The 16545-nt window shown below is 68.2% G+C and carries 13 protein-coding genes and 6 pseudogenes; 12 read left to right on the forward strand and 7 right to left on the reverse strand.

Going from position 1 to position 16545, the window contains the following annotated elements; translation table 11 throughout:
- The first annotated feature begins 146 nt into the window (after window positions 1-146).
- The 8 genes and pseudogenes from ACNPQM_RS36650 to ACNPQM_RS36685 all read left to right on the forward strand — a co-directional run bounded on the left by ACNPQM_RS36650 (window position 147) and on the right by ACNPQM_RS36685 (window position 6371).
- Window positions 147-1195 (forward strand): annotated as a pseudogene (locus ACNPQM_RS36650) (IS5 family transposase).
- A pseudogene (locus ACNPQM_RS36655) lies at window positions 1108-1542 on the forward strand (GNAT family N-acetyltransferase); the annotation flags it as partial. The pseudogenes ACNPQM_RS36650 and ACNPQM_RS36655, both read left to right, overlap by 88 nt.
- Before the next feature lie 261 nt (window positions 1543-1803).
- Window positions 1804-2367 (forward strand): TetR/AcrR family transcriptional regulator, encoded by a 564-nt coding sequence (locus ACNPQM_RS36660; RefSeq protein ID WP_418087344.1) that lies wholly within the window; start codon window positions 1804-1806, stop codon window positions 2365-2367.
- A complete protein-coding gene (locus tag ACNPQM_RS36665; RefSeq protein ID WP_326802211.1) occupies window positions 2364-2918 on the forward strand; it encodes a hypothetical protein in 555 nt (184 codons plus the stop codon). The genes ACNPQM_RS36660 and ACNPQM_RS36665 overlap by 4 nt, the downstream gene beginning before the upstream one ends.
- 214 nt (window positions 2919-3132) lie before the next feature.
- On the forward strand, window positions 3133-3417 hold the full coding sequence (locus tag ACNPQM_RS36670; RefSeq protein ID WP_358863441.1) for a hypothetical protein: 285 nt from the start codon (window positions 3133-3135) through the stop codon (window positions 3415-3417).
- Window positions 3418-4128: 711 nt separating this feature from the next.
- Window positions 4129-5037: pseudogene (locus ACNPQM_RS36675) on the forward strand (IS110 family transposase); the annotation flags it as partial.
- A 215-nt stretch (window positions 5038-5252) separates the two neighbouring features.
- Window positions 5253-5775 (forward strand): annotated as a pseudogene (locus ACNPQM_RS36680) (hypothetical protein).
- A 74-nt stretch (window positions 5776-5849) separates the two neighbouring features.
- On the forward strand, window positions 5850-6371 hold the full coding sequence (locus ACNPQM_RS36685) for a S1 RNA-binding domain-containing protein (RefSeq protein WP_418087345.1): 522 nt from the start codon (window positions 5850-5852) through the stop codon (window positions 6369-6371).
- A 188-nt stretch (window positions 6372-6559) separates the two neighbouring features.
- On the opposite strand, the gene ACNPQM_RS36690 is transcribed toward ACNPQM_RS36685, so the two are convergent.
- Complete coding sequence (locus ACNPQM_RS36690; RefSeq protein ID WP_418087346.1) at window positions 6560-7180, reverse strand: TetR/AcrR family transcriptional regulator; 621 nt, start codon at window positions 7178-7180, stop codon at window positions 6560-6562.
- 135 nt (window positions 7181-7315) lie between these two features.
- Here ACNPQM_RS36690 and ACNPQM_RS36695 point away from each other — a divergent pair, with 135 nt between their 5' ends.
- The gene (locus tag ACNPQM_RS36695) at window positions 7316-7681 is read left to right on the forward strand and encodes a YybH family protein (RefSeq protein WP_418087347.1); all 366 of its coding nucleotides are present in this window, start codon (window positions 7316-7318) and stop codon (window positions 7679-7681) included.
- Between the two features lie 198 nt (window positions 7682-7879).
- On the opposite strand, the pseudogene rbsD reads toward ACNPQM_RS36695, so the two are convergent.
- The 4 genes and pseudogenes from rbsD to ACNPQM_RS36715 form a co-directional block, all read right to left on the reverse strand.
- Window positions 7880-8268 (reverse strand): annotated as a pseudogene (gene rbsD / locus ACNPQM_RS36700) (D-ribose pyranase).
- Entirely contained in the window at window positions 8265-9167 is a 903-nt protein-coding gene (locus ACNPQM_RS36705; protein WP_418087348.1) for a ribokinase, read from the reverse strand. The pseudogene rbsD and the gene ACNPQM_RS36705 overlap by 4 nt, the downstream one beginning before the upstream one ends.
- Before the next feature lie 132 nt (window positions 9168-9299).
- Complete coding sequence (locus ACNPQM_RS36710; protein ID WP_418087364.1) at window positions 9300-11246, reverse strand: substrate-binding domain-containing protein; 1947 nt, start codon at window positions 11244-11246, stop codon at window positions 9300-9302.
- Window positions 11223-12709: pseudogene (locus ACNPQM_RS36715) on the reverse strand (sugar ABC transporter ATP-binding protein); the annotation flags it as partial. The pseudogene ACNPQM_RS36715 and the gene ACNPQM_RS36710, both read right to left, overlap by 24 nt.
- Window positions 12710-13017: 308 nt before the next feature.
- Here ACNPQM_RS36715 and ACNPQM_RS36720 point away from each other — a divergent pair.
- The 3 genes from ACNPQM_RS36720 (at window position 13018) to ACNPQM_RS36730 (ending at window position 14660) form a co-directional block, all read left to right on the forward strand.
- On the forward strand, window positions 13018-13287 hold the full coding sequence (locus tag ACNPQM_RS36720) for a muconolactone Delta-isomerase family protein (RefSeq protein WP_358863313.1): 270 nt from the start codon (window positions 13018-13020) through the stop codon (window positions 13285-13287).
- Window positions 13288-13358: 71 nt separating this feature from the next.
- On the forward strand, window positions 13359-14339 hold the full coding sequence (locus tag ACNPQM_RS36725; protein WP_418087349.1) for a D-cysteine desulfhydrase family protein: 981 nt from the start codon (window positions 13359-13361) through the stop codon (window positions 14337-14339).
- A gap of 150 nt (window positions 14340-14489) precedes the next feature.
- A complete protein-coding gene (locus ACNPQM_RS36730; protein ID WP_418087350.1) occupies window positions 14490-14660 on the forward strand; it encodes a hypothetical protein in 171 nt (56 codons plus the stop codon).
- A 64-nt stretch (window positions 14661-14724) separates the two neighbouring features.
- Here ACNPQM_RS36730 and ACNPQM_RS36735 read toward each other — a convergent pair whose 3' ends face one another.
- Window positions 14725-15534 (reverse strand): MBL fold metallo-hydrolase, encoded by an 810-nt coding sequence (locus tag ACNPQM_RS36735; RefSeq protein ID WP_418087351.1) that lies wholly within the window; start codon window positions 15532-15534, stop codon window positions 14725-14727.
- A 140-nt stretch (window positions 15535-15674) separates the two neighbouring features.
- Window positions 15675-16526: a LysR family transcriptional regulator gene (locus ACNPQM_RS36740; protein ID WP_418087352.1), complete on the reverse strand. Its 852-nt coding sequence runs from the start codon at window positions 16524-16526 to the stop codon at window positions 15675-15677.
- Window positions 16527-16545: the final 19 nt, after the last annotated feature.

Genomic DNA, 16545 nt, shown 5'->3' on the forward strand with positions numbered 1-16545 from the left:
CCCGCCTCCGTACACCTGCCGACGTCGCGAGGTTCCTCGCTTCCGACCCCACCCAAACCAAGGCCAAAAAGACGAGTTAAAGATCTGCACACCCTTAGAACTCCTAACGAAATGATCTTCGAGGTGGTTGGATCATTCCGGGACTGATGATCCGGGGATGTGGGGTGGCTCGGCCGAAGCCGTGGGAGGTCGATGACGAGTTGTGGGCGGTGATCGAGCCGCTGTTGCCCAAGGTCGAGCGTCGGACCCGGCACCCGGGGCGCAAGCGGCATCCGGACCGGCTGGTATTCCAGGGCATCCTGTTTGTGCTGCACACCGGGACCGCCTGGGAACATCTGCCGCAGGAACTCGGCTTCGGCTCGGGCATGACCTGCTGGCGGCGGCTGGCCGAGTGGACCGAGGCCGGTGTGTGGCCCCGGCTGCACGAGGACCTCCTCGTCAGGCTCCGCAGCGCGAACGCCTTGGACTTCTCCCGGGCGGCGGTCGACGGCTCCCACATCCGCGCATTAAAAGGGGTCCCAAGACGGGACGAAGCCCCGTCGACCGGGGCAGAGCGGGCAGCAAGCATCATCTGATCACCGATGCCACCGGCATCCCGCTCGCCGCCACCTTGACCGGCGGCCACCGCAACGACGTCACCCAGCTCATCCCACTCCTGCAGGCCGTGCCACCGGTGCGGGGCAAGCGGGGCCGGCCCCGTTGCCGCCCCGACGTGGTGCTGGGTGATCGCGGCTACGACCATGACAAGTACCGCCGTCTCGTCTGGGACCTCGGCGTGAAGCCGCTGATCGCCTGCCGCGGCACCGAGCACGGCTCCGGCCTGGGCAAGCAACGCTGGGGCTCCGGTGGCCAGGCGGGCCGGGAGGTCGGGGTTGGCGATGAACGGCCGGCCAAACGCGATGACATCAGCCAGGGCGTCGTGGATCAGGCGGGCGCCGCGCTCACCGGTCATCTGGGTGTTGGCGATCAGCGTTCCGCCGAACATGGGCCGGAAGTGGGCGAACATGCCGTCACCGGACAGGGCTTCGAGTGGGGTGCCGGTGAAGTCGCTCTGGGCTCCCATGAGCAGCAGGTGCGACAGGCCCTGAAGGCGGGAGATGACGTACCGCGGTGCTGTCCGATCCCGCCCTGCACACCTTCATCGGCGGCACCCCGGACACTGCCCAGGTCCTGCGGTCGCGCTACCAGCGCATGACCGCAGGCTCCCCCGACCCGGCCGTGGCCTGGCTGAACTGGGTGATCCGGCTGCGTGACGAGTCTTGCCTGACGGGCACCGTCCAGGCGACGATCAGCCCCGGCGTCCGCGGCGCCATCGCGGAGATCGCCTGGGTGGTGGGAACCCCGTGGCAGGGAAGAGGCATCGCCACCGAAGCGGCCCAAGGGCTCGCCGGCTGGCTCAGCCGGCCCCCGGTGCACGCCATCATCGCGCACGTCCACCCTGAACACCGAGCCTCCCCTGCCGTCGCCGTAGCCGCTGGGCCCACGCCCACCAACGAATGGCATGACGGCGAGATCCGATGGCACCGGAGTGTCAGGCCGTAACTTCAGCGATCCACAGATTTTGACAATTGCTCGGCGCCCGGTCGGCGTGTCCACCTGGGCGGCTGCACCCTGGTCGATCCGGACCCGCCCGAAGTCGGTGGGGCCTGCAGATACAGCTCGAGATCGCGCACGTGGAGTTCGGCGCGGACGACGTACCGGCCCCGGTCCACCGTCGCGGCCGCTATGCCACGGTCTGAATCATCCACTCGCCGGCTCCGGTGCCGATTGACGTGCTTGGCTAATGGCAATAGCCTCTGGGCTATGGTTGCTAAGAGGTCGCTGACGCCGGCCGCCGTGGTCGATGTGGCGCTCGGCATCGTGGACGAGCACGGGCCGGACGGCCTCACGCTCGCCGCCGTGGCGCACGGCTGCGGGGTCGCCACGCCGTCGCTCTACAAGCACGTGGCGAGCCTCGGCGAACTGAAGAAGCTCGTCGGAGTGCGGGTGCTGGAGGATATGAGCGACCGGTTCACGGCGACCGTCTTGGGCACCGGTGGCAACGAGGCGGTCACTGGGTTGATGCACGCCTACCGTGCGTACGCCGCCGCGCACCCGAAGCGGTACGCCGCGCTGCCGATGGACCCGCTGCACGACCCGATCCAGGAGGCGGCCGGCGCGAAGCTCGTCGGCGTCATGTACGCCACGCTGCGCGGCTACGGACTCGAGGGCTCGGCGGCCGTGCACGCGACCCGGCGCCTGCGGGTGCTCGTGCACGGCTTCGCGTCCATCGAATCCGCGGGCGGCTTCGGCCTGCCGGAAGACCTCGACGACACCTACGACCAGCTCATCCAGATGTATCTCGCCAGCCTGAGGAGCGAATCATGAGGATCCCGCTGTCCGTCGCAGGCGTACTGTTCCTGCTCTACCCCGCTCTCCGCCCATGGGAGGACGAGTCCACCACCTCGGGTGCCGCCGCCGCGATGGGCTCCACCGCGTGGATCGTCGCGCACCTGTGCGCGATGATCGGGTTCATCCTGGTCGCGATTGCACTGCTGCCGATCAACCGCGTGGCGGCGATCGTGTTCTGGATCGGCGCCGGCCTGACGCTGCCGTACTACGGCGCCGAGGACTTCGGCCTGCATGCGATGGCCAACCAGTCGAACGTCCTCGACCTGGCCGAGGACGTGCGCTACAACCCGTTCGCGATGACGATGTTCGGGCTCGGGCTGCTGACCATGGCGGCGGGCGCGATCCTCGTCGCAGCCCGGATGCGCACGGTGCCGGCGATCCTGTTCGCGGTCGGGTTCGGGCTGTTCCTGCCGCAGTTCTTCGGTCCGCCCGCGCTGCGGATCGCGCACGGCGCACTGCTCGCGGCCGCCTGCGTGTGGCTGGCGTGGGACGCGAAGCGGATCCAGCCCGCGCCGGTGCCGGCCTGACTTAAGGTCGTTGCCTCCTGTATCTGTGGCTCCGACCTGTGGCGCGCCGTTCGTGCGTCGGTACCGGACAGTCGATGATCACCGCGATCAAGGTGTTGCTCAGGCCCTGATTCTGCGCACGGCGATTGCGCACGGAGGCCGTTCGGGCGTCCGCTCCCGTAGTCCAAGTCGCGCTGAAGAGCGGGTGTCATCTACCTCGAAAGGTCGCAGGAGCGTGAAGTTCGCGCCCCTGCTGGAGGATGTCGATGCTCGCTCGTACGGTGAACGCATGATCCCTGGCTTTCATCGTGCGAAGGGTGGCGGCCCGATGGTCGGCATCCGTCCCGGCGACGACGTCGCGGGCCCATTCGGGCCGTACGGCGTGAACGAGGGCGATGAGTCCGAGTCCATCGAAGATGAGGACGCGTCCACGGAGACCGCGGGCGGCCGCCCCGTTCGGGTGGCGCCGGGTGGCAATGGCCCGGGGCTGTCGGTGGTGCGTGGCAGGGTCGCGGTATGAGTTCGGCGACGTGAGGCCTGCGGAAGTGGCAGGTCAAGGTCGACGATTGGTGGCTGGAGATCGCGATGGTCTACAAGCTCGTCGAGTCCGCCCAGGAACGCTGGCGCGCGATCACCGCACCCCACCTAATTCCCCTGTAAGGAGCTCACCGGCCCTCACCGGTCGGTGAGGTGGTTCGAACGGGTTGTGACGCCTGCACTCCACCGGGCCGTCCAGGTCTGCGACGAGCACGGCTGCGCAACCCAGCTGGCGGGTGGTGGTCTCGTGAGTTCCGGTGGATACCTCTCAACGTCACGGCCAAGACGCCTTCCCACAGAGCGGTGCCACCGGTGCTCTCGTGGCCGCCACCCACCCAGCGCTGACGCTGCTGGCGGTTGTGTGGGCTCCGGACGCACGCCTTCTTTCAGCCCGGCCATGATGCCTCCGCCAAGATCGGCGGCATTCGGCGCCTTCACAGCCACCAGCGGCGTCAACACCGTTTGCTTGACCACTCGTTGGAGTTGGTGGTGCGAGCCCGTCGCACGGTGATCTCTTGCATTTCCCGAGCCGTCCGAGCTCTGGGAACAGACCGGGGCCCGTGCGGTGAGCTGGTGCCACGAACGGCTTGTGAGGTGTCGGCCCGTTCCTTGATCGAGGCCTGGAATTAGGTCGCTGCGTGGCCCCGGATGCGCTCGTGACCAGCGCAACCACCCACACTTCGAGGAGGGAAAGTTGATCTACTGCGGCATCGACTGGGCCGAGAAGACGCACGACGTCGCCCTGGTCGACGACGACGGCACGCTCCTGGCCAAGCGCCACATCACCGACGACGCGGCCGGCTACAAGATCCTGCTGGACCTACTCGCCGAGCACGGCGACACCGAGGACAACCCGATCCCGGTCGCCATCGAGACCTCCCGCGGCCTGCTCGTCGCGGTCCTGCGCACGGGGAAACGCCAGGTCTACGCCATCAACCCGATGGCCGCCGCACGCTACCGCGACCGCCACGCGGTCACACGGAAGAAGTCCGACCCCGGCGACGCCCTCGTCCTGGCGAACATCCTCCGCACCGACATGCACGCCCACCGGCCGTTGCCCCAGGACAGCGATCTCGCCCGCGCCATCGCCGTCCTCGCCCGCGCCCAGCAAGACGCCGTCTGGAACCGGCAGCAGCTTGCCAACCAGCTCCGCTCACTCCTGCGCGAGTACTTCCCCGCCGCCCTCGACGCCTACCTGCACTGGCAGAACGGTCTCTGCCGCCCCGAGACCCGCATCCTGCTGGAGCTCGCCCCCACGCCCTCGCGGGCGGCCCGGCTATCGCTCGCACAACTGCGCTCGGCGCTCAAGCGCGCCGGCCGCCAGCGCCGGATCGATGCCGACGCCGAGCGCATCCGCGAGGTCCTACGGGCCGAATACGCGCACCAGCCGCCGCTGGTCGAGGACGCGCTCGGCAAGCAGACGCTCGCTCTGCTGCGGCAGTTCGACGTCGCCTGCACGGCCGCCGACCAGCTCGCCGAGGCAGTGGAAGAGGCGTTCCCTCAGCATCCGGACGCCGAGATCATCCTGAGCCTCCCCGGGCTCGGCACCCAGCTCGGCGCCCGGATCCTCGCTGAGATCGGGGACGACCACGCCCGGTCGACGACGAGATCACAGAGGCGGATCGTACCTGGGTGAAGGAACACCATGACGGTCCCGCCCTACTGCACCGGATCGACCCACGACGCGACCTTGCCATCGACGACTTCGCCACGCTGACCGCATGGGCAACCGGCCTCGACTGACTCCGCAGCCGGTCGAGAACCAGCCGCGACGCCGTCCTGCATGATCGTTACGGGACAAGTCTTAGGTTGGCGAGCATGACCATGCGGGGGTGGAGCTATCGCTATGTCGGTCCGGCCGACTTGAGGAGTCTCGTCCGACCGGGCGGCGGTGGTCAGAGCATGCGTTCGCCAGCAGACTTCGGCGAATGGGCTTCGGCTCAGACAGCAGAGGAATTGTCCGAGCCCTTCACCTTCGTTGTCGATCAGACCGGGGCCCTGCGGCTTGCACCGCGCCGCAGTGAGCACGTGGTGTGCGCTGGTGGGGAAGCGGTCCTGTGCGCCGGTGAGATCAGTTTCCTCGAGGAGTCCGGGCGGTGGGCGGTCAACGAGGTGAGCAATCAGTCGACCGGCTATTGCCCGGACGTCAGCTCGTGGCCGGCTAGCTGAGGCCCTGGACCAGGCCGGGATCGTTCACCCGTCCGGCGTCACGCATGAGGTGGTGTTCCGACGCTGTCCCGCATGCCAGCAGCTCAATATCGCGCGAGAGGAGGACTTCGTCTGCGTCTTCTGCGACGCGGTCCTGCCGCCGGAGTGGAACGTGGACTGGCCCGGACGCTAGGACCTGTCCGGCCGATCTGTGACCAGCACCTCGGAACGCGTCTAGGGGCAGCTGTCGCGTGCCATGATCAGCGGATGAGTGAGTACTCCTGGCCTTCCGCCGCGGCCTGGGCTGAGACGATTCGCTCTCTGCCTGTCGGCACCCCGGTCGCCGGTGAGGTCATCGGGAGACAGCCCTTCGGCGTCTTCCTCTCCATTGACGGCCTCCCTGAAGCTGCTGGCCTGGCCAGAGTCGACGGGATGCCCAGGTGCATGGAACTGCCGACCGTGGGACAGCTCGTCACCGGAGCGGTGGTTTGGCACGACGAGCACAATCACCAGGTGGGTGTTGTGCTCCGAGAATGGGCCGAGCACGAGGAACTGCTCCCTCGGTTCGTGGAACGTGTCGGTCAGGTTGTCACCGGACGTGTCACAAAGATCGCGCCGATCGGATTCTTCGTGCGTATCGCCGACTGCTTGGAGGGACTCGTTCCGCTCACCGAGCCGGTCACGGACCTCGCAAAGATTGTCCGCGAGGGCCAGGACATATCGGTGCAGATAATCGCCGTCGACCTCGAACGGGCCCGTATTCTCCTGTCATCCGAAGGCGTTGCCTAGCTAGGCGAGGATCCCCCGAGCGAAGGATCGACATGTCCGGCCACGCCGAAGTTGAAGGCGCCGGGCAGCGGGCCTTCCGCGTCGCCCGGCCGGATCGGGTTGGTCCGGGAGCGCTCCATCGCGGGACCGCTGCCGCTGGACACACAGCAGAGCCGGCCGAGTCACCTGCCACACCCCCGCGGCCGGCATCACGCACCGACCGCTGCCTCCTGTGGCGCGCGAACACGCAGCAGGGCGAGGCAGTTCGCCCAGAGCGCGCCGAGCGGGGACAGGCTGTTGTAGAGCTTCGCGAACAGTACCTGGCCCTCGAGTTGCGCCACGATGCCCTGGGCCGCTTCTCGGGGGTCGGCGACGTCGACCTCTCCCCGCCGGAGGGCTTCGGCGACGACCGCCTCGACCATGCCCACTTGGGCATCGAAGATCTCCTGCAGGCGGCGGCGGATCGATTCTGTCTGATTGCTCAGCTCCAGGGTGAGGTTGCCGAACAAGCACCCCGAAATGGTGCCGCAGGTCTTCTGGCCGTCGCGCTGAGCGGCCTCGTTCTCCTCGAACAGTTGCCGCAGCCGCTGTAGGGGTTCCGCGTCGCTGTCGAGGATGCGGCTCCAGTCGCGCCGCTCGTCGGCCCAGTGCTCGTCGAGGACCGTGAGCGCCAGGGCCTCCTTGGACTCGAAGAAGTAGTAGAAGCTGCCCTTGGGTACACCAGCCGACTTGCAGATCTCGGCCACACCCAGTGCTGAATAGCCACGCAGTTCGATCAGTGACTGCGCGGCGGTGATGATCTTCTCTCTGGCGTCACTCGTCCGTCCCATGTTGCCAAGTATACGACCGATCGACTAGACTGTAATAGACCGGTCGTCTAGTTTGGACTCGGCCCGGTGACATGAGGCGATCATTGAGCCAGGTGCCGCCTCGCTATCCCTTACGCATGGACAAGAGGTAACCCGATGAGCAATCCGATGCACGACGTACTGAAGCATTGGAAGGCCGCCTTCGATGGCCACGAGCCCGACGTCATGGCCGACCTGTTCACTCCCGACGCCCTGTTCCAGGGATTCGGACCTGAGGTCCTCTCCGGCCGGGATGCCGTACGTGGCTACTACGCCGCCGTCCCGGGAAATCGCAGCGCCAGCGTGACGATCCTCCACACCTACACGATGGGGGAGCAGATGGCCGGAGGCTTCGCGGACGTCACTTTCAGCGGCCCGGACGGCTGGGAGACCGCGGTGCACATGTCGCTGGTCCTCCAGCGGGACGGCGGCGCCTGGCGTATCCGCCAGTACCACGTCTCCCGGGTCAGCACCGAGCACTGAACGACACTCGCCAGCCCCTGCCGACCGCCGTCCCCGTCGCCCTTGCAGGCGAGGCACCCCGTCAGGTTTCCGCCCGCATCAACACCATCAGGCGACGACAGAACCACTTAAAAGATCCACGAATTGCCCTCTGATACGGAGGGGAAAGCCGAGGGGCCGGTCGAAAAACCGGGCCCCTCGAAGTGGTACGTGGACGGGTCAGAAGAGGACCCCGCAGCGCAGCAGCACGTTCGCGTACGGGCGGGCCTCACCCGTGCGGACGACCAGGCGGGCGTCCGCCGTCAGTTTCTTCAGCTTCTCGTGCGAGACCAGTTCCAGGTCTGGGAAGCGGGTGTCCAACAGTGCGGACACCTCCGGGTTCGCGTCCCGGACCTCCTTCGCCGCCTGGCGCCCCCCACCACCAGTTCGTCCAGCAGGCCGTCCAGGACCTCGACGAAGGACGGCACCCCGGCGCGGAAGGCCAGGTCCACCACCCGAGGGCCCCTCGGTATCGGCATGCCCACGTCGCACACCAGGACCCGGTCCCCGTGCCCCAACTCTGCGAGCGCGCCCGCGAGATGCCGGTTCAGAATTCCGGTCTTCTTCACAGCGCCTCGACCTCCTCGGCGGTGGGGTACGACTCCTGCGCGCCGGGGCGCGTGACCGCCGCCGCGCCCACCCGCGCCGCGTACGCCGCCGCGTCCAGCAGCGACGAGCCCGTGCCCAGCCGCCATGCCAGCGCCGCCGTGAACGCGTCGCCCGCGCCGGTGGTGTCCACCGCGTCCACCTTCACGGACGGGACACGGGCCATGGACTCGGCGGTCGCCACCAGCGCTCCCTCTGAGCCGAGCGTCACCACGACCGACCGCGGGCCGAGCGCCAGCAGCGCGGCGGCCCAGTCCTCGGGCGAGCCGTCCAAGGCGGCGCCCGTGATGACCCGTGCCTCGTGCTCGTTCACGATCAGTGGGTCGCACGCCGCCAGCACCTCGGCGGGCAGAGGCCGGGGCGGCGACGGGTTCAGTACGAACCGGGTGTCGGACGGCAGGTTCCGTACGACCTCCACGACCGTCTCCAGCGGGATCTCCAACTGCGCCGAGACGACGCGGGAGGCGTGCAAGAGGCTGGCGGCGGCGCGTACGTCCTCAGGTGTGAGGCGGGCGTTCGCACCCGGCGACACCACGATGCTGTTGTCCCCCGACGGGTCCACCGTGATCAGCGCGACCCCCGTGGGTGCCCCGCCGACCAGCACGCCCACGGTGTCCACGCCGGCCTCGCGCTGCGATTGGAGCAGCAGCCGGCCGTGCGCGTCGTCGCCGACCCGGGCCAGCAATGCCGCCGTACGGGCGCCGAGCCGTGCGGCGGCCACCGCCTGGTTCGCGCCCTTGCCGCCCGGATGGACAACGAGGTCGGAGCCGAGCACAGTCTCCCCGGCCGCAGGCCGTCGCTCGACGCCGATCACCAGGTCGGCGTTGGCTGATCCCACAACCAGGAGGTCGTAGTCGTGCATGAACTGTCTCCCAACGGATCCCCACAGATCCCTGTAGCGGTGAAAGCCGGTGCCTCGACCGCGGACCGCGCCGTGGTGAACAAGCCGCACCGCGCGCTGCCCGCGGTCGAGGCGACCGGAGGGGCACGGTGGTCAGCCAGTGAACCCCGCCACGTTCTCCTGCGTGACCACCTTCACCGGAACCATTACGGTCTTCTCGACCTTCTTGCCCTGGGCGGCCCGCAGCGCGTTGTCGACCGCGATCCGGCCCAGCTGGCTCGGCTGCTGCGCCACTGACGTGTACAGCGTTCCCGCCTTGACCGCGGCCAGACCGTCGGGCTCGCCGTCGAAGCCGACGACCTGGACGGACCTGCCGGCCTTGGAGCCGAGCGCCTTGATCGCGCCGAGCGCCATCTCGTCGTTCTCGGCGAAGACGCCCCGGATGTCCGGGTGGGCCTGGAACAGGTTCGTCATTACGTCGAGCCCCTTGGCGCGGTCGAAGTCGGCGGGCTGTTCGGCGACGACCTGGATGCCGGGGTAGGCCTTCAGACCAACGTCGAAGCCCGCGCCGCGCTCACGGCTCGCGGACGTGCCGGCTAGTCCCTGCAGGATCACGATCTTGCCCTTGCCGCCCAGCTTCTCGGCCAGCGCCTTGGCGCCCAGCTTGCCGCCCTCGACGTTGTCGGAGGCGACAAGCGCGGCCGTCTTCGCCTTGTTGACGGCGCGGTCGACGCCCACGACGGGGATGCCGGCCTTGTTCGCGCCCCGCACCGCGGGGCTCGCGGCGTCCGAGTCCACCGGGTTGACGATGATCGAACCGAGGCCCGAGCTGGTGAAGTTCTGCAGCTGGTTGGCCTGCTGCGAGGCGTCGTTCTGCGCGTCGGTGACGGTCAGGTCGATGCCGAACTTCTTCGCCTCGGCCTGGGCGCCCGTCTTGATCTGCACGAAGAACGGGTTGTTGAGCGTCGAGAGGGACAGGCCGACCTTCGGCGTCGTGGAGGACGAGCCGCCGTGCAGGAAGGACATCGCGCCGACCACGGCCGCTGCGACCACGGCGGCCAGCACGTACGTCATCGCCTGCTGGTCCTTGCCGTCCGGAGACCTCGTTCCGGCCGCGCCCGGCGTGGCCCCCGCCTTGCGCCGCACGGTGTCCAGCAGGACCGCCAGGGCGATCACGACACCGATGACGACTTGCTGCCAGAACGCCGACACCGAAAGCAGGTTGAGACCATTGCGCAACACCGCCAGGATAAGCGCGCCGATGAGCGTGCCCGACGCCTTGCCGGTACCGCCCGTGAGGGAGGCGCCGCCGATGACGACCGCGGCGATCGCGTCCAGCTCGTATCCATTGGCGGCCTGCGGCTGCGCCGACGACAGGCGCGCGGCGAGCACGACGCCCGCGGCGGCGGCGAACAGCCCCGAGAGCGCGTAGATGATGAGCTTCTGCTTCTTCACGCGCAGACCGGAGAGCCGGGCCGCCTCCTCGTTGCCGCCGATGGCGTACATGGAGCGGCCGATGTACGTACGGCCCAGCACGAATGCGGTGATCAGGCCCATGAAGACCATGACCAGCAACGGCACGGGCAGCCAGCCGCCGAGCGTGTCACCGAGGTGCGAGACCGAGTTCGGGAACGCGATCGGGGAGCCCTGCGAGATGACAAGCGACAGACCACGGCCCATCGACAGCATCGCGAGCGTCGCGATGAACGGCGGCAGCTTCCCGTACGAGATGAGGATGCCGTTGACGAGTCCGGCGGCGAGGCCGGTTGCGATCGCGAGGAGCACGGCTATCGCGACCGGAACCCCGGCCGACGTGGCGCTCCAGGCGAGCACGGTGGCCGACAGCGCGGCAACCGAACCCACCGACAAGTCGATGCTCGCCGAGACGATCACGAAGGTGACGCCGAAGGCGAGGATGGCGGTCACGGCCGCCTGGACGCCGATGTTGAGCAGGTTGTCGGTCGTCAGGAAGTCGCCGGACAGCGCCGACATCGCGACGACGAGAACGATGAGCGCGGTGAGCGCGCCGTTGTCGAGCAGGAGGCGGCGTACCCCCGCGGTGCCACCGGCGCCCGTTGCGTTCTTGAGCGTGAGTGCCATGACGGAGTCCTGGGTCGCCTCGGCGGCGGAGAGGGCGCCCGCGATCCGGCCCTGGGCCATCACCAGCACCCGGTCGCTCATGCCGAGCACCTCGGGCAGATCGCTGGAGATCATCAGGACGGCGGCACCCGCGGCAGTGAGTTCGTTGATCAGCTGGTAGATCTCGACCTTGGCGCCGACGTCGATGCCGCGCGTCGGCTCGTCGAGGATGAGCACCTTGGTGTCAGCGAGCAGCCACTTGCCGATGACGACCTTCTGCTGGTTGCCGCCGGAGAGCGTGCGAACGTGCTGGCCGAGTCCGGCCATCCGCACGCCGAGCTGCTCGGCGACCTTCGCTGCGGCGGCCCGCTGCCCCTTGCGGTCGACGACCCCGCCGTGGGTCGCGGCCCGCATGGTCACGAGGCCCAGGTTCTCCTCGACGGTCGCGTCGAGGACGAGCCCCTGTCCCTTGCGGTCCTCGGGCACGAGCCCGATCCCGGCCGCCATCGCAGCGTTCACGTCGGACCGGCGCACCTCCGCGCCGGCGACGCGGACGGCTCCCCTGTCGTAGGGGTCGGCGCCGAACACGGCACGGACGACCTCTGTACGACCGGCCCCCACGAGCCCCGCAATGCCGACGACCTCACCGGCCCGCACCTCGAAGGACACGTCGTGGAAGACCCCGTCCCGGGTGAGCCCCTCGACGGTGAGCAATGCGGCGCCCGTGTCGGGCCGTTCGCGCGGGTACTGCTGATCGATCGACCGCCCCACCATGAGGCGTACGAGCTCGTCCTCGGGGGTGGAGGCAGGCACCTGCCCGACGCTCTTGCCGTCACGGATCACCGTGACCCGGTCCCCGAGGGCGGCGATCTCCTCGAGATGGTGGGTAATGAAGACGATCCCAACGCCGTCGTCGCGCAGCGCGCGCACAATGCTGAACAGCCTTTCGATCTCTTCGGAGGTGAGCACGGCGGTCGGCTCGTCCATGACGAGCACGCGCGCGTCGAGGCTGAGGGCCTTGGCGATCTCGACCATCTGGAGGCGGGCGATGCCGAGTTCACGCACCCGAGCCCGGGGGGAGACCTGCACGCCGACACGCTTGAGGAGTTCAGCGGCGTCTTCCTCCATCGTCTTGCGGTCGATCATGCCGAAGCGGCGCGGCTGACGGCCCAAGAAGATGTTCTCGGCCACGGTCAGGTCGGGAACGAGGTTGAACTCCTGGTAGATGGTGGCGATCCCGAGGCGCTCGGAGTCCTGCGCACCGTGGATGCGCACTTCCTCGCCACCGACCAGGATTCGCCCGGCATCGGGACGGTAGGCACCGGAGAGCATCTTGATCAGGGTGCTCTTGCCCGCGCGTTCTCACCGAGCAGCACGTGCACCTCGCCCTGGCGCAGATCGAAGTCGACGCCGTCGAGCGCGACCACACCGGGAAAGGTCTTGCGTATGCCTTCGATGCGCAGCAACTTGTCCGGGTTGCTCACAATTGGCTCCTGTTCGTTGCGGGGGACGGCTCCGTGGGAGCGGGGGGCTCTTGGGGAGCGGGCTCGCCGCGTGAGCGGTGTGCGACGAGACGAGCGGGGAGGATGACGGGCTCGACGGGTTGCCCCTCGATGCGGTCGACCAGTCGACCGGTCGTCTATATAATTGGGTGATCGGTCGAAATATTCCAAACGGTGTGCGTGCCGTCGGGAGGCAGGGTGTTCGCACGCGGAGTGCATGGGCGACTACACCGCCTTCTGTACGTCGTTGCGAGGGGTTGGTGGGCCCCGCAGGGAGAAGGAGAAGCGCCATGAAGGAGTTCCTGGTCGAGCTCACCGTCGCCATCCCCGAGGGCACCGATCCGGCGGAGGTCGGCCGTCGTCGCGCAGAGGAATCCGTAGAGGCTGGGGAATCGGTCGCGGCTGGTCACCTCGTCAGGCTGTGGCGCCCGGTGGGTGAACTGCGCAGTATCGGTCTGTGGCGGGCCGCCGACGAGGGTGAGAGTGGTTCCTCACTGGTCTGTCAGGCTGTGTCGCAGTACGGTGCCGACCCGAGGCGCGTGCCGAACACCTTCTCGTAGAGCGCCCTCGTCGGGGTATGCCGGATGCTGAAGCCGCGCAGCTCGCCCTCGCTAGTCCGGATGGAGATTTCATGAGTGACAAGATCGCCCTGGCGACGTGGCCCACACCGATGGAGCCGATGCCTCGCCTCGCAGCGGCCCTGGGCCTGCGCGAGAACGACCTCTGGATCAAGCGGGACGACCTGATAGGCCTCGGAGGAGGCGGCAACAAGGCCCGTAAACTGGAATGGACCGTCGGTGCCGCACTGGCAACTGGCGCAGACACCCTGGTCACCACCGGTGCCGCACAGAGCAATCACGCCCGTCTCACCGCAGCCGCGGGTGCGCGCCTGGGACTTGACGTCGTGCTCGTCTTTCCGGGAACACCTGACAGCGTGGCGAACGGCTCTGGCAACCTTGTTCTCGACAGTCTCCTCGGAGCGAGGGTCTTTTGGGCGGGGGACAACGATCCCGGCAGCATGGCCGACGTCGCCGCAGATGTGTGCCGACAGTTGAGCCGCGACGGAGCAGTGCCCTATCTGATTCCCTTCGGAGGCTCAAGTCCTCTCGGAGCACAGGGATACGTAGAAGGCGGCGAGGAACTTCGCGCCCAGCTTCCCGACGTGGAACACGTTGTCGTGGCAGTCGGCTCCGGGGGCACCATGGCCGGTCTGGTCGGTGCACTCGGGGAGGAGCGTGTCCTCGGCATCCACTGCGGGGCGGTGGCAGATCCGGCCGTCACCGTAGCCGATCTCGCAAGCGCACTCACCCGCCGCAGCATCGATCCCGACTCCCTGCGAATCCGTACCGATCAGGTCGGCGGGGGCTATGGGGCACTCAACGAACCCGTCCTGGAAGCGATGAAGACCGCCGCAGCCACTGAGGGCATCGTCTTGGACCCCGTCTACAGCGGGCGTGCCATGGCCGGATTGATCGCCGCCATCCGGGACGGCGACATCCGCAGGGGCCGGCGCACCGTGTTCCTCCATACCGGTGGGCTTCCGGGTCTGTTCGGACATACCGAGACCGTGCACCGATCTGTTACAGCGCTGCAGTCCTACAAACCCGTGTGAGCGGGCGCTCGCGGCCGACCTCCTTGCCGCTGCAAGCGCCGCTGAGCCGTTCCTGATCCGGCGGCGTCCCGGCCGGCCCACCCGCACGGGAGCACCGACTCGGCGGGCCGATGTGTGCGCCGGTCAGGCCGGCTGGCTGCCGACCACACGATGACGTCTCTGCCGCCGGTGAAGCCTCTGTTCAACGATCTGGTCGAGTGGGAGGCGGACCGGCTGGCCGCCATCACCTCCGAGCACGGCAAGCTGCTCACCGAGGCAGGCCTGCCGAAGGGCGTGTTTCTCGACAAGGACCGCACTCCCGCATGGCAAAACGGGTATTGACCAAGCAAAGCCGACAACTCGGCCGCGTGAACGCCAAGTTCACACGGCCGAGTTGCATAACTGCTCAGGGGCGCAGGGCCACCCAGTCTCCGTGCGGCGAGATCCGCAGGAGGGGGGACAGGCCCGCTTCGCTGAACGCCAACTCGATGTCCGTCAGCCCTTCGGCGAAGTGGGCCCAGCCGTCGTAGTGGGCCGGAATTACGATGCCCGCGTCCAGCACGGCTGCTGCCGCCGCGGCTCGGCAGCTGTCCAAGGAAAGGGGCCGACCCTCGAATTTCGCGGGCACGCGTGCCGCCCCGGCGTTCAGTACGGCTGCGCCGATGTCCGGTACGCGGTCGGAGATTTCCGCGACTGTACGGATCGAGGCGTTGTCGCCACTCACGTAGACGGTGGGAAGGCCATGTCCCGACAGCACGAACCCGGTAACCTCGCAGTTGACGTTTCCGTCCGCGTCGCGCTCGCCGTCCTCGGGACCGTGGACCGCAGGAACGGCCAGCACGTTCAGATCGCCGTTGCCGTCCGCGCGCGGTAGGGCATGGCTCGTCCAGGGGGAGAGGCCGACCGCCGGGGAGCCGAGCCGGCTGGCGGAACGGGGACCGGTGAGGACCAGCGGGGCGGCCAGCGCGAAGGCGCGGCCGTGCTCGTCGAGGTTGTCAGGATGCAGATCGTGACTGACCAGCACGAGGTCGACCGGGCCCAACTCATCCGCGCCGACAGCGGGCCCGGCCGTCTTGGTGAGGTATCCGTGGGGACCGGCGGCGTCGAAGGTCGGGTCGGTGACGATGCGCAGGCCGCCGATGTCGATGACGGCCGTAGGACCGCCCAAGACCATGACCGCGCATTCCTGACGTGGCAGCAGCCCTGCTGTCGTCATCGCTGTCCTCGCTGAGTCGTCTCGATCGCTTCGTTCATGCCGTCGAGGATAAGAACCTCACGCACGCGCGTGAAATGCCTGTCGTGATGCATCCATGTCCGGCAGACATGGATGCTGATCATCTCACCCGGGACGTCGGCTCACTCGTGCTCCGCCCTTACGGCGACGTCCAGGAACCGGCGGATCAGGGCCCGTTGAGCGTCGGGCAGATAGACAAGACTGACCGGGCTGGGCGGCGCCTCGGTGAGCGGAATGAAACGGAGGGCGGGGTGCTGGGTGCGGCGCTGCGCCACCTCGGGGACGATGCCGATGCCACGGTTGGCGGCCACCGTCTCAAGCCATTCGTCGTAGTTGGCTGTCTCGATGATCTGCTCCGGGCGCTGGTCCATGGACCAGGACCAGGGGCCGGTGGTGCCGCTGACTGTGTTGACGACCAGGGGCCAGTGCCGGACGTCCGCCCAGCCCAGGTGGTCGAGACGGACCAGATCGCAGCGCTCGGAACAGACGGCGATGCGCGGTTCGTCGTACAGGTGTACGGTGCGTGCTCCCCTCGGCGGGTCGAAGTCGCCGCGGACCAGGGCGATGTCGACGGTGCGCTGCCGCAGAGCCTGAAGGGGATCGTCGGTGCGGGTCAGGGTGACCGAGGCTCCGGTGTCCTGCTCGAAGTGGCTCACCGCCTGCTGGGCCCAGGGGTCGGGCAGCAGCCAGCTGAAGCCGAGCCGGAGGGTGGCCTTGTGGCGCACGACGGCCAGGGCCTGGTCGAGGGTGGCAAGGACACGCTCGGCGTGGACGAGGAACTCGGCGCCGGTGGCCGTCAGCTCCACGTGCCGAGAGGAGCGGTCGAGGAGGCGGACGTTCAGGTTGCCCTCCAACTGCGCGATCGTACGGCTCAGAGCCGGCTGCGTGATCAGCAGTTCCTCGGCTGCCCGGGAGAAGGACCGGTGTCGTGCCACAGACGTGAAGGCCCGCAGGTGACGAAGTTCGACGTCCATGCTCATCGTGCCTTCTTCT

The organism is Streptomyces sp. NPDC056231, assembly GCF_048270745.1.
Classification (GTDB): Bacteria; Actinomycetota; Actinomycetes; order Streptomycetales; family Streptomycetaceae; genus Streptomyces.